This is a genomic window from Streptomyces sp. NRRL WC-3742, from assembly GCF_000720635.1.
GTDB lineage: Bacteria > Actinomycetota > Actinomycetes > Streptomycetales > Streptomycetaceae > Kitasatospora.
Genome location: NZ_JOCF01000078.1, coordinates 1 through 12,881 on the forward strand (window position 1 = coordinate 1; position 12,881 = coordinate 12,881).

General features: G+C 72.9%; 11 protein-coding genes and 1 pseudogene. 2 read left to right on the plus strand and 10 right to left on the minus strand.

What is annotated here, in order from left to right; all coding sequences use genetic code 11:
* From IH61_RS47400 to IH61_RS0133300, 3 genes and pseudogenes are all read right to left on the minus strand, one after another.
* Nucleotides 1-334: pseudogene (locus IH61_RS47400) on the minus strand (hypothetical protein); the annotation flags it as partial.
* Nucleotides 335-500: 166 nt separating this feature from the next.
* A complete protein-coding gene (locus tag IH61_RS0133295) occupies nucleotides 501-2,099 on the minus strand; it encodes an MFS transporter (RefSeq protein WP_234327437.1) in 1,599 nt (532 codons plus the stop codon).
* 190 nt (nucleotides 2,100-2,289) lie between these two features.
* Entirely contained in the window at nucleotides 2,290-3,996 is a 1,707-nt protein-coding gene (locus IH61_RS0133300; RefSeq protein WP_031076795.1) for a DUF885 domain-containing protein, read from the minus strand.
* Between the two features lie 152 nt (nucleotides 3,997-4,148).
* Here IH61_RS0133300 and IH61_RS0133305 point away from each other — a divergent pair, with 152 nt between their 5' ends.
* Entirely contained in the window at nucleotides 4,149-4,904 is a 756-nt protein-coding gene (locus IH61_RS0133305) for a TetR/AcrR family transcriptional regulator (RefSeq protein WP_051838496.1), read from the plus strand.
* A 54-nt stretch (nucleotides 4,905-4,958) separates the two neighbouring features.
* On the opposite strand, the gene IH61_RS0133310 is transcribed toward IH61_RS0133305, so the two are convergent.
* Nucleotides 4,959-5,810 carry a fumarylacetoacetate hydrolase family protein gene (locus IH61_RS0133310; protein WP_031076798.1) on the minus strand — a complete coding sequence of 284 codons (852 nt, stop codon included), beginning with the start codon at nucleotides 5,808-5,810 and terminating at the stop codon, nucleotides 4,959-4,961.
* Between the two features lie 247 nt (nucleotides 5,811-6,057).
* Between IH61_RS0133310 and IH61_RS0133315 the strand changes: the two genes are divergently transcribed.
* A complete protein-coding gene (locus IH61_RS0133315) occupies nucleotides 6,058-6,756 on the plus strand; it encodes an MBL fold metallo-hydrolase (protein WP_031076800.1) in 699 nt (232 codons plus the stop codon).
* Between the two features lie 22 nt (nucleotides 6,757-6,778).
* Here IH61_RS0133315 and IH61_RS0133320 read toward each other — a convergent pair whose 3' ends face one another.
* The 6 genes from IH61_RS0133320 to IH61_RS0133345 all read right to left on the minus strand — a co-directional run bounded on the left by IH61_RS0133320 (nucleotide 6,779) and on the right by IH61_RS0133345 (nucleotide 12,466).
* A complete protein-coding gene (locus IH61_RS0133320; protein WP_051838497.1) occupies nucleotides 6,779-7,984 on the minus strand; it encodes a serine/threonine-protein kinase in 1,206 nt (401 codons plus the stop codon).
* 98 nt (nucleotides 7,985-8,082) lie between these two features.
* On the minus strand, nucleotides 8,083-9,072 hold the full coding sequence (locus tag IH61_RS0133325) for an ABC transporter substrate-binding protein (RefSeq protein WP_031076803.1): 990 nt from the start codon (nucleotides 9,070-9,072) through the stop codon (nucleotides 8,083-8,085).
* A 44-nt stretch (nucleotides 9,073-9,116) separates the two neighbouring features.
* Nucleotides 9,117-9,869, minus strand: a complete 753-nt coding sequence (locus IH61_RS0133330; protein WP_031076805.1) for an amino acid ABC transporter ATP-binding protein — start codon at nucleotides 9,867-9,869, stop codon at nucleotides 9,117-9,119.
* Between the two features lie 26 nt (nucleotides 9,870-9,895).
* Nucleotides 9,896-10,960: an amino acid ABC transporter permease gene (locus tag IH61_RS0133335; RefSeq protein ID WP_051838498.1), complete on the minus strand. Its 1,065-nt coding sequence runs from the start codon at nucleotides 10,958-10,960 to the stop codon at nucleotides 9,896-9,898.
* 40 nt (nucleotides 10,961-11,000) lie between these two features.
* The gene (locus tag IH61_RS0133340; protein WP_078911591.1) at nucleotides 11,001-11,948 is read right to left on the minus strand and encodes an ABC transporter substrate-binding protein; all 948 of its coding nucleotides are present in this window, start codon (nucleotides 11,946-11,948) and stop codon (nucleotides 11,001-11,003) included.
* The gene (locus tag IH61_RS0133345; protein ID WP_051838499.1) at nucleotides 11,945-12,466 is read right to left on the minus strand and encodes a GNAT family N-acetyltransferase; all 522 of its coding nucleotides are present in this window, start codon (nucleotides 12,464-12,466) and stop codon (nucleotides 11,945-11,947) included. The genes IH61_RS0133340 and IH61_RS0133345 overlap by 4 nt, the downstream gene beginning before the upstream one ends.
* Between the last annotated feature and the right edge of the window lie 415 nt (nucleotides 12,467-12,881).

Consider the following 12,881-nt stretch of genomic DNA (forward strand, 5'->3'; position numbering starts at 1 on the left):
GGGTGGGGACGGCGGCCGGGGTCGTCGCGGCGGGGGTCGGGGTTGCGGGGGCGGGGGCCGGGGCCGCGGCCGGGGTCGTCGCGGGAGCGCTCGGCGTGGCCGTCGCACTGGGGGCGGCCACGGCGACGGGCGAGGCGGGGGCCGCGGGGGCGGCGTCCTGGGCGGGCTGGACGGCGGGCCGGGTGCTGCGGGCCTTCGCGGCGGCCGTCGTGTCGGAGAGGTTCAGCCCGTGGGTGCCGGCGACGACGCCGGCTACGACGACCGCCGAGAAACCGGTGAACAGGGCCGGGGTGAGCATGCGGCGGCGCGACCTCGGGCGACGGTGCTGACCCATGCCTTGACTCCCCTGCCGTCGATCGGTGGTGGTGTACCGATCAACGACTATGACGCCTCAGCCTCGAAAGGTCGTTACCGAAGGCTAGGAGGTCGATGAGAAAAATGTCACCGACCTCCCGGTAAGCCGTTTTGATCCCGCGCGAAGTCGCAGGTCAGGGGCCCTTTCACCCCGCTCTCTCGCGGTCGGTGGGTGCGACGGCGGCGGCCTGCGCGGGCTGCTCGGCCTGTGCGGGCCGTTCCGCCTGTGCGGCCTGTGCGGCCTGCGTCTGCTGCGCGGGCTGCCGGACCGCGCCGCCCGGGACGGTGGTCGCCTCGCCGGGCGCCGGCCGGTGGTCGATCATCACGAAGGCGACCAGCGCGGCGAGCAGCAGTACGCCCATCGCCACCCAGGTCGCGACCACGTAGCCGTGCACCGCGCCCTGGGCCTGGACCAGCCTGTCCGAGGCGAGCCGGGTGGACAGGTACGTCGCGGTGGCGCTGGCCGCGACGGTGTTCAGCAGCGCGGTGCCGACCGAACCGCCCACCTGCTGGGCCGAGTTGATGGTGGCCGAGGCGGCGCCGGCCTCGTTGGGGGCGACGCCGAGGGTGGCCAGGCTCATCGACGGCATGAACACCATGCCCATCCCGAACCCGAGCAGCAGCTCCGCGGGGAGCACCATCCCGGCCCAGGGGCTGTCCACCTTCATCTGGGTCAGCCAGGCCATGCCGCCGCCCGCGAGCAGCAGCCCGGGGCCGATGAGGTTGCGCGAGGGCACCCTGGTCATCAGCCGGGCCGCGAAGCCGGTGGAGCTGAGGATGATGGCGCCGGTCATCGGCAGGAAGGACAGGCCCGAGACGATCGGCGAGAAGTGCTTGATGGCCTGGAGGTAGTACGTCAGGAACAGGAACAGGCCGAACATGCCGACCATGGCCAGGCCCACCGAGAGCGCGGCGCCCCCGCGGTTGCGGTCCGCGACGATGTGGATCGGCAGCAGCGGGTGCCGCGAGCGCCTCTCGACCAGGACGAACAGCACCAGCAGGGCGACGCCTCCGATCAGCGAGCCGAGCACCAGGGCGTCCACCCAGCCGCGGGTGACGGCCTCGGAGGTGCCGTAGACGATCGCCAGCAGTCCGGCGCTGCCGATCAGCGCGCCGGGCAGGTCGAGTTTGATCCGGCGGCCCTTGGCGATGTGGTCGCGTTCGAGCACGGAGAAGGCGGCGAAGGCGGTGGCCACGGCGATCGGGGTGTTGACGAACAGGCACCAGCGCCAGTTCAGGTACTCGGTCAGCACGCCGCCGGTGATGAAGCCGATGGCGGCGCCGCCGCCCGCGATGGCGCCGAAGATGCCGAAGGCCGTACTTCGCTCCTTCGGGTCGGAGAAGGTGGTGGAGAGCAGCCCCAGCGCGGAGGGGGCGAGCAGGGCGCCGAAGCCGCCCTGGAGGGCGCGGGCGCCGAAGAGCATCTCGGGGCTGGCCGCCGCGCCGCCGATGGCGGAGGCGAGGGCGAAGCCGAGCAGGCCGATGGTGAAGACGCGCTTGCGGCCGTAGAGGTCGCCCAGGCGTCCGCCGAGGAGCAGCAGGCCGCCGAAGGCGAGGGTGTAGGCGGTGATCACCCATTGCCGGTCGGCGTCGGAGATGCCGAGGTCCCGCTGGGCGGAGGGCAGGGCGATGTTCACGATGGTGATGTCGAGGACGATCATGAGCTGGGCGATGGCGATGACCGCCAGTGCCCACCATCGGCGGTTGTCCGCCTGCCCATGAGCGGTGGCTGGTTGAGCAGTCACTGGTAGAGCCTTCCGGAGTGGTCGGAGAGGTCACGCAGTCGCCTTCCAGTCGACCTCCGGGGCGGGCGGATCGCAAGGAAAAAATGTACAAATCGCCCGATACGGGACCAAAGAACCAGGCCCCCCGGGACTCCGGAAGGAGTTCCGAGGGGCCCTGGCACCACGGTCCCGGGGCGCCGGAGCGCCCGGCTCAGAGCGCGGACAGCTCCGCGACCAGGTCGTCCAGGCCCAGCGAGCCCTGCGAGAGCGCCGCCATGTGCCACGCCTTGAGGTCGAACTCCTCGCCGCGCGCCTCGTGCGCCGCCCGCGCCGCCGCCCGGCCGCTCAGCCAGGCGCGCTCGCCGAGCTTGTAGCCGATCGCCTGGCCCGGCAGGCCGAGGTAGCGGACCAGCTCGCTGTCCAGGAAGTCGGCCGGGAGGCCGCAGTACAGGCCGAAGAACTCCCGGGCGTGCTCGGGGGTGACGCTCTCGCCCGGCCGGTACGGGGAGTCGGCGGGGAAGTCCAGGCCCACGTGCATGCCGATGTCGACGATCACCCGCAGCGCCCGCATCATCTGGGCGTTGAGGTAGCCGAGGCGGTGGCCGGGGTCCGTGAGGTAGCCCAGCTCGTCCATCAGGCGCTCGGCGTACAGCGCCCAGCCCTCCATGTTGGCGCTGACCCCGCCGAGGCTCACCTGGTAGGTGGAGAGCCGGTCGGCGACGTACACCCACTGCGCGAGCTGGAGGTGGTGGCCGGGGACGCCCTCGTGGTACCAGGTCGAGACGAGGTCCCAGACGGGGAAGCGGTCCTCGCCGAGCACCGGCAGCCAGGTGCGGCCGGGGCGGGAGAAGTCCAGCGAGGGCTGGGTGTAGTACGGCGCGGCGGCGCTGCCGGCCGGGGCCAGCCGCGACTCGACGCGGGTGACCGGCTCGGCCAGGTCGAAGTGAATGCCCTGGAGGTCCCGGATCGCCTGGTCCATCAGGCCCTGGAGGTACTCGCGGGCGTTCTCGGAGCCCTCGACGGCCGGGCCGTCCGTCTCCAGCCACTTCATCGCGGCCATCGGGCCCTGACCGGGCAGGACCTTCTCGGCCTCGGTCTCCATCTGGGCGCGCAGGTCGTGGAACTCGCTCCAGGCCCAGGCGTACGCCTCGTCCAGGTCGAGGTCGGAGCCCGTCCAGAAGCGGACGAAGCGGCCGTAGCGCTCCCGGCCCACCGGGTCCGGGGTGTCGGCGACGGCCGGGCCGTACACGTCGCGCAGCCAGTCGCGCAGCGCGGCCAGGGCCTCGGCGCCCGCCACGGCGTGCCCGGCGAGCTCGGCGCGCAGCGACTCCGGGGCGTCCTGGACGAAGGTGCCGAACCAGCCGCCGGGGTTCTCGCCCTCCAGCCAGTCGGCGAGCTGGCCGATCACGGTGGAGACCTGGCGCGGGCCGGAGAGCAGGCCCCGCTCGACGCCCTCGGCGAGGGTCTGCCGGTACTGCTCCAGCGCCAGCGGCACCCGGGCCAGGCGGCGGCCGACCACCTGCCACTGGGCCTCGGTGTCGGTGGCCATCAGGGTGAAGCTCTCGCGCAGGTCGTGGACCGGCGAGCCCAGGTTGCGCAGGGAGCGGTAGTTCTCCCCCGCGTCGTGGACGGCGATCTCGGCGGTGAGCCGCTCGCGCAGCAGCCGGGCGCAGCGGTGCTCGGCGTCGTCGTCGGGGGCGACGGAGCGCTCGGCGTCCTGGAGACGGGCCAGGGTGCGGCGGGCGAGGTCGGCGAGGGCCTCGGAACCGGCCGGGGAGAGGTCGGGCAGTCGGTCGTCCTCGGGGTTGAGGCCGAGGTAGACCGCGATCAGCGGGTTCAGCTCGGCCAGTTCGCGGACGTAGTCGTCGGCGAGGCGGCGCGGGGTGGTGCCGTCGGTGGTGATCAGTTCTTCAGCCATCCGCACATCATCGCGTGGCGTCAGGCGATTTCAAGCCCCTCTCGATCACGATCGGTGACCACCGGGACAGCCTGCGAGGTACGGACGTCCGTTCGGAAACAACCGCGCGGAGACAGGACCGGATCGGCCCGATGCCCATTACGCTGACGGCCATGGAAGCCCGCCCCGCCACGGCAGACGTCCCCAACCCCGCCCCGGACGCATCCGAGCCGCGCCGTCGCCGCGCCGGCTACCGGCGGCTGCCGGTGCAGCAGCGGCGCGAACAGCTGATCGCCGTCGCCCTGGAGCTGTTCGCCTCCAGGCCCCCCGAAGAGGTGAGCCTCGACGACGTCGCCGAGGCCGCCGAAGCCTCCCGCCCGCTGGTCTACCGCTACTTCGCGGGCGGCAAGCAGCAGTTGTACGAGGCCGCGCTGCGCTCCGCGGCCGACGAGCTGACCAGCCGCTTCGTGGTGCCCGTCTCCGGCACGCCGACCGAACAGCTGGCGGCGGTGCTGGACGGCTACTTCGCGTTCGTCGCCGAGCACGACGCGGGCTACTCGGCGCTGCTGCGCGGCGGTTCGGTGGTGGAGACGGCCCGCACCTGCGCGATCGTCGACGACGTCCGGCGGGCGGCGCTGCGGCGCACGCTGCGGCACCTGGGCGTCCGGGAGGCCGGGCCGCGGCTGACGCTGCTGGTGCGCTCCTGGATCGCGGTGGTCGAGGGGGCCTCGCTGAGCTGGCTGGACGAGGGGCGCGCGCTGCCGGTGCCGGAGCTGCGCGACTGGCTGGTGGACCAGTTCACGGCGATGGCGGCGGCGACGGCGCTGCGCGACCCGCAGACGGCGGAGGTGCTGGCGCTGCTGCTCACGCTGGAGGGGCCGGACTCGACGCGGGCCGGGCGGCTGCGCGAGGTGCTGTCCGTACGGTGACGCGACCCGACCCCCGTGCGCCGGACAGGGCCGAGGGTCGGGCGGCGGCCGTGGTCAGGCTTTGCCGAGCACCTGGCGCTGGCGGCCGAGGCCGTCCACCTCGATCTCCACGACGTCCCCCGGGGCGAGGTACGGCGTGCCGGGGCGGCCCAGGGTGACGCCGGCCGGGGTGCCGGTGACGATCACGTCGCCCGGCTCCAGCACCATGAAGTGGCTGACGTAGCGGACGAGTTCGAGCACCGGGAAGATCATCTCCGCGGTGCTGCCGTGCTGGCGCTGCTCGCCGTTGACCCAGAGCCGCAGGGTCAGCGCCTGCGGGTCGGGCACCTCGTCCGCCGTGACCAGCCAGGGGCCGAGCGGGGTGAAGGTCTCCGCCGACTTGCCCTTGTCCCACTGGCCGCCGCGCTCGAACTGGAAGGCCCGCTCGGTGACGTCGTTGGCGATCGTGTACCCGGCGATCACCCCGGCCGCCTCGGCGTGCGACTCCAGGTAGCGGCCGGTGCGGCCGATCACGACCGCCAGCTCGGCCTCGTAGTCGGTCTTCTCGCCGCCGCGCGGCACCAGCACCTCGTCGTACGGGCCGACCACGGTGTTGGACGGCTTGAGGAAGACCACCGGCTCGGCCGGGATCGCCGCCCCGGCCTCGGCCGCGTGGTCGCGGTAGTTGAGCCCGATGCCGACCACCTTGCCGGGCCTGGCCACCGGCGCACCCACCCGCAGGCCGTCCAGGTCGATCACCGGCAGGGCGCCGGTGGCCGCCTCGCGGGCCAGGGCGGCCCGGTCCAGCCCGGAGAGGAAGGGCCCGTCGATGTCGCGGGCCCTTCCGGAGAGGTCGTACGCGGTGCCGTCCTCGCCCAGGACGACCGGGCGCTCGGCGCCCACCGGTCCGACACGCAGGAGCTTCATCGATCCGTCACCAGCCTTTCGTCGCAGCTCGGTCGCAGCTCGTTCGCCGCTCACCCGAGCTCGGTCGCAGCCCGGTGACGAGGTATATCAACGGCCCCGGCGGCGGACCAGACCGTCCCGATGGGCGAAATTCTCCCAACCCGGCCCGGCCCCGGCCGTACCGGATCGGGCGCGCGCACGATTGACGCCCTGCGCCGTGGGCGAACGGGCGGGCGCGCCCACCACCCGGGGACCGAGGATTCGGGCCATGGAGATCATCCGGGTACGCGACGAGTTGCACATGATCACACTGGAGTTCGGCGCCGCCTACCTGTGGCGCGACCCGCACGGACTGACCCTGGTCGACACCGGCATCGCCGGATCGGCCCAGGACATCGAACGGGCCGTGCGCGGGCTCGGACTGGACCCGGCGGCGCTGCGCCGCATCGTCCTCACCCACCACCACGAGGACCACACCGGATCGGCCGCCGAACTCGCCCGCCGCTGGTCCGCCGAAGTGGTCGCGCACCGCCTGGACGCCCCGGTGATCCGGCGCGAGCAGCCACCCCTACCGCCCGTGCTCAGCCCGTTCGAGCAGGAGATCTGGGACGGGCTGCCGCCGATACCGCCCGCCGAGCCCTGCCCGGTGCACCGGGAGGTCGGCGAGGGCGACGTGCTGGACATCGGCGGCGGCGCGGTGGTGGTGCACGTACCCGGCCACACCGACGGGAGCATCGCCCTGCACCTGCCCGGCGCCGGGGTGCTGTTCACCGGGGACCTCGCGAGCAACGTCGGCGGGCAGACCCGGCCCGGGGTGTTCCACACCGATCCGAAGCAGGCGCTGGAGTCCTTCCACCGCCTGGCCGCGCTCCCGGTGGAGACGGCCGTGTTCGGGCACGGCGACCCGATCGCCGAGGGCGCCTCGGCCGCCCTGCGCGCCGCCTCCGAACGGGCCGCCCAGTCCTAGACCCCTGTTCCGGACCCCTGTCCTAGACCCCTTCGAGCAGCCTCGTCAGGGCCAGCGCCGGCCCCGCCTCGCCCTCGCCGTCGCGGTCCACCACCGCCTGCCAGTACCGCAGGTCGCGTTCGACGTCGGCGCGGGCGGCGGGCTCGCCGGCGAGGCCGGGCAGCAGCTCGCGCAACAGCGCGACCGCGACGCCCGGCCGGCCGTCACGGGCCAGCCACAGGGCCAGATCGTGGCAGGTGCGCAGGGTGCGCGGGTCGGTGGGGCCGCAGATCCGGGCGAAGCGGGGGAGCATCTCGACGATCATCTCGACGGCCTGGCCGTACTCCCCCTCCTCGCCCCGGCGCCACGCCTGGTCGACGCGGCGGCGCAGTTCCTCGGCGGTGAGGTCGCCCGGGCCGAGCATCCCGGGCCGGATCCCGCGCAGCCGCTCGCGGACCTCGGCGGCGCCGGCGGGCCGGTCGTTCGGGTCCTTGGCGAGCAGGTCGGCGACGAGGTCGGCCAGCGCCGGGTCGATGCTGCGCAGCCGGGGCGGGATCTCGGTGGCGTGCTTGGTCATGTAGCCGATGGGGGTGTCGGAGCGGATCGGGCGCTCGCCCGCGCACACCTCGTACATCATGATGCCGAGCGCGTAGAGGTCGGCGCGGCCGTCGATGACGCCGTCGCCCCAGCACTCGGGGGCCAGGTAGGGCACGGTGCCGACGACGACGCCGGCGGAGGTGAGGCCGGCTCCGCTCTGGCCGAGCAGCCGGGCGATGCCGAAGTCCACCACCTTGGCCCGGTCCTCGGCGTCGATCATGACGTTCTGGGGCTTGATGTCGCGGTGGACGATGCCCTTGCGGTGCGCCGCGTCCAGCGCCTTGCAGACGTGGACCATCCACTTGAGCGCCAGCGCGTGCTCGGGCAGGGGCCTCGCGCCGAGGACCTCGGACAGCGCCCGGCCCTGGACGTACTCCATCACCAGGTAGTGGGTCTCGCCGTCGCCGTCCACGATGCGGCCGTAGTCGTGCACGGTGACGATGTGCGGGTTGTTCAGGCCGCCCGCCGCCCTGGCCTCGCGGACGAACCTCTCCACCAGCTCGCGGTCGGCGGCGTGCTCGGCCCGAAGCAGCTTCACCGCGACCTCGCGGTGGAGCACGGTGTCGACCGCCAGCCAGACCACGCCGAAGCCGCCCTTGCCCAGCTGCCTCACCAGCCGGTACCTGCCGCCGAGCAGGTCTCCCTGCTGCATGTGTGCCCCCAACCCGCCCGTCCCCGCCCGGCGTTCGCCGGGGTCGGGCCACCTTAGCGGCGGACGGGGACGAACGGGTGAACGAGCCTCGGACTCCGTCAGGGCTTCTGCTTGGGCAGGCCCGGCGGGTTGATCTCGGAGGTGGGCACGGCCTCGTTGTCCAGGCCCCAGCGCTTGAGCACCTGGGCGTACGTACCGTTCCTGATCACCTCGTTGAGGGCCTGGTTGAGGGGCTGGACGAGCCCGTTGTCCTTCTTCGTGGTGGTCGCGATCTTGCCCTGGACGTCCGCGCCGCCGCCGGAGTAGGTGCCGACGACCTCGGTCTCGCCGGTCTGCGCGGCGTGGAAGGCGAGGTTGGGGTTGGGGCCGACGTAGGCGTCGATGCGGCCGGAGGAGAGGGCGAGGTAGAACTCGGTGCTCTGGAAGTACTTGATGTCGATCGGCTTGCGGCCGGCCTTGGTGTTCTCCTCGCTCCAGGCGATCAGCAGCTTCTCCTGGTTGGTGCCGGAGGTGACGCCCACCGACTTCCCGGCGAGGTCGGCGGCGCCGGTGACCTTGAAGCCGGCGCCCTTCTTCACCTCGAAGCCGAGGATGTCCTGCCGGTAGGTGGCGAAGTCGTACTTCTCCTTACGGGCCTCGGTGACGGTGATGTTGGAGACGCCGACGTCGTACTTGCCGCTGTCCAGGCCGACGAAGATGTTCTCCCAGGACACGGGGGTGACCTCGACCTTGAGGCCGAGCACGTTGCCGAGCAGGTAGGCGATGTCGGGCTCGACACCGATGACGGTTCTGTCGTCGTCGGCGTAGAACTCCAGCGGCGGGGTCGCGCCGAGGGAGTTGACGACCGTCAGTGTGCCTCTCTTCCTGATCTCCTCCGGTACCAGCGCCGCGATCGCGTCGACCTTGGGCGTGGTCACCCGGTTCTGGTTCGGCGTGAGGTTCACCTTGACGCCGTTGGGCGCGACGCTGCCCTTGGCGGGGGCGAGGTCCGCCGCGGCGCCCGTGGCCCCGCTGCCGCAGGCGGCCAGGGTGAGGGCGGCGGCGAACGCGGCGGCGGCGGTCACGAGGGCGCGACGGGGTACGGACACGGCGGAACTCCTGCTCGGTGGAAGGGATGTGCGGAGAAAGGGACTCAGAGGACCTTGGCGAGGAAGGCCCGGGTGCGCTCGTGGCGCGGGCTGTCCAGCACCTCCGCGGGCGGGCCCTGCTCGACGACCACGCCGCCGTCCATGAAGACCACGGTGTCGGCGACCTCGCGGGCGAAGCCGATCTCGTGGGTGACGACGATCATCGTGGTGCCGCTGCGCGCCAGGTCCTTGATCACGTCGAGGACCTCGCCGACCAGCTCCGGGTCCAGCGCCGAGGTCGGCTCGTCGAACAGCAGCACCTTGGGCTCCAGCGCCAGCGCCCGGGCGATCGCCACCCGCTGCTGCTGGCCGCCCGAGAGCTGCCGGGGGTAGGCGGACGCCTTGTCGGCCAGCCCGACGCGCTCCAGCAGGGCCAGCGCCGTCGCCCGGGCCTCGGCCTTGGGCCGGCGCAGCGCGGCGACGGGCGCCTCGACGAGGTTCTCCAGCACGGTCAGGTGCGGGAACAGGTTGAAGTTCTGGAAGACGAAGCCGATGCCGGTGCGCTGGCGCAGCACCTCGCGCTCCTTGAGCTCGTGCAGCCGGTCGCCGGAGCGGCGGTAGCCGATCAGCTCGCCGTCGATGGCGACGTAGCCGCGGTCGAGCTTCTCCAGGTGGTTGATGGCGCGCAGCAGGGTGGACTTGCCGGAGCCGGAGGGGCCGAGCACCACCGTCACCGAGCCGGCCGGGACGTCCAGGTCGACGCCGCGCAGCACGTCGAGGTCGCCGAAGCTCTTGTGCAGTCCCCGCACCCGCACCATCGGGGCGGCGGGCTTGGTCAGGGTGGTCACGATCGTCCTCCGACGGTACGGGCGGCGGGTGTGCGGGCAGCGGATGTACGGGCGGCGGGTGTACGGGTGCGCAGGCTCCGGGCGAAGGCGCGCAGGCGCTGCCAGGGGGTGGGCGGCGGGGTGCGCTCGGAGCCGCGGGCGAAGTACCGCTCGACGTAGTACTGGCCGATGGACAGCACGGTGGTCAGCACCACGTACCAGACCGTGGCCACCATCAGCAGCGGCACCACCCGGCCGGTGCGGCCGTACACCACCTGCGCCTGGTAGAAGAGTTCGCCGATCGCCATCACGTAGACCACCGAGGTGCCCTTGAGCAGCGAGATCACCTCGTTGGCGGCGGACGGCAGGATGCCGCGCATGGCCTGCGGCAGCACGATCCGCCACGCCTGCCGCCACCGCGGGATGCCGAGGGCGGCGGCGGCCTCGCGCTGGCCGCCGTCCACGGCGAGGATGCCGCCGCGGATGATCTCGGCGGCGAACGCGGCCTGGTGGAGCCCGAGGCCGAGCACGGCGGCGCCGAGGGCGCTGAGCACGTTCACGGTCCGGAAGGCGCCGAAGGTCGGCCCGAAGGGGATGCCGAAGCCGAACTCCTTGTACAGGTAGGAGAGGTTGAACCAGAACACCAGCTGCACGATCAGCGGGATCGAGCGGAACACCCAGACGTACGCCCAGGCGATGGTCTGCAGGATCGCGCTGCGGGACAGCCTCAGCGCCGCCACCCCGGCGCCGAGCAGGAAGCCCAGCAGGGTGCCGTAGGCGGTGAGTTCGAGGGTGCGGCCGACGGCGGTGACGATCACGTCGGCGGTGAAGTAGGCGCGGAAGGTGGGCCAGTCCCAGCCGGGGTTGGTGGCCAGGCCGTGGCCGAACTGGATCAGCAGCACGACGGCGACGGCTCCGGCCGCCCAGCGCCAGGGGTGGCGGGCGGGGACGGTCCTGAGGCCCTCGAGTTCGTCGAGCGAGTCGAGCGAGTCGAGGTCGACCGCGGCGGCCCGGGCGGTGCGGGCGGCCCGGCCGGGTCTGGGGCGGGCGGGTGCGGTGGCGGTGTCGGTGGTGGCGGTCATGGCGGGGCTCCTTCGGGGGCTCCTTCTACGGCGCGGCGGGTCACGCGTGTTCGGGCGGGCTGATCTGCGACTCCTTGATCGCGGAGTCCGTGACCCCCCACTTCCTGAGGATCCGGTCGTACGTCCCGTCCTTGATCAGCTGGTTGACCGCCGCCTGGAAGGCCGGGGTGAGCTTGGAGCCCTTGGCGAAGGCGAACCCGACGTCCAGCCGGTGGAACTCGTTCAGGAAGCGGACTCCGGAGGCGTCCTTGGCCGCCTGGTAGCGCAGGCCGTTGATGGTGGACATCTGCACGTCCACCCGGCCCTGCTGGACGGCGGTGAGCAGCGCGCCGTTGTCGCTGAACGCCTTGACCTCGTACGGCTTCTTGCCGGCGTCGGTGCAGACGTTCCTGCGGCTGTTGAGGGTGCTCTCGAAGGTGGTGCCGGCGCCGGTGCCGATGGTCAGCCCGCACAGCTGCGCCAGGTCGGTGACCGGCTGGAGCGCGGTGTCGCCCTTCTTCACCGAGAAGCCCTGGCCGTCGTCGATGTAGGTGACGAAGTCGATGGTCCTGAGCCGGGCGGTGGTGACGCCGAAGTTGCCGGTGCCGACGTCGTACTTGCCGCTGCCCAGGGCGGGCAGGATCGTCTCGAAGGCGGCGTCCTCGCGCTGGACGGTCAGGCCGAGGACCTTGGCGACGGCGTCGGAGAAGTCGATGTCGATACCCGCGGCCTTCCTGGTGGCCGGGTCCGGGTAGAAGGCCGCGGGCGGGGCTCCGAAGGAGGAGCCGAACCTGACCGTTCCGGCCTTGCGGACCTCCTCGGGCAGCAGGGCGGCGGCGGCATCCGACTTCGCGACGGCCGAGACGACGTCCTCGGTGGCGGTGGCGGCGGGCCCGCTCGCCCCGGGCGCGCCCGCGATCTTCGGGTCCGAGCCGCAGGCGGCCAGGGCCAGGGCGGGCAGCACGGCGGCGAGGGAGACGGACAGGCGGCGGGCGGTGGTGCGCTTCACGTGCGGCCTTTCGGGGCGGGAACCGCCACGGCCAGCTGCTTCTCGAAGGGCAGCGGGCCGATGGTCGGCGGATCGGCGGTGACGTCGAACAGCGGGGTGTAGCCGGTGGCCAGGTAGAGGCTCCGGGCCTCGGGCTGGCGCGGCCCGGTGGTGAGGTGGATCCGGTCGTAGCCGGCGGTGGCCGCCGTGCGCTCCAGCTCGGCCAGCACCCGGCGGGCCAGGCCCCGGCGGCGGTGCGCGGAGTGGGTCCACATCCGCTTCACCTCGGCGGTGCGGTCGTCGTAGCGCTTGTACGCGCCTCCGGCGACGGGCTCGCCGCCCTCCAGCAGGAGCAGCAGCACCCCGCCGTTGGCCTCGGCGAACTGCTCCGCGGGGTAGCGGGTCAACTCCTCGTCCGCGTGCGGTCCGTAGCGGCTGACGTACTCCTCGGCGAGCTCACGCAGCAGCGGCTCCACCAGCGGGTCGTCCATGGCGACCCGGCGGAACTCCGGGGCGCGCGGCTTCACTTCGACGGGCATGGCGGGACCTTTCGGGGCGGGGTGGAGCCGCCGGCCGCGGGTGGGCAGGCCGGAGGAGGCCGCGGCAGGGCGGCCGTCCGTGCGGGAGAGCGTGTGAGCGTGTGAGCGTGTGGGTGAGCGCGCGGGTACGTGACGGGGCGGACTGCCGGAGCGCAGCGCGGAGTCTCGGACACGGGAAAGGACCTGACGGAACGTCAGTCGCATGGAAGGCGGCGGGCGGAGCGAGGGCCCGCGACGGGGAAGGCCGAGGGAGGCTCCCCGGGGGAGATCAGGCCGGACGGGCGGCCCGCCGCCGGGTCAGCCGCGACACGCCGCGGACCACACCCGACCGAAGTCGATGTGGTCGCGGGTGACCAGGGGCTCCACGGCGTTCATGAGCACAAGTGAACAGTCGTCCGACTGCTCCGTCAACCAT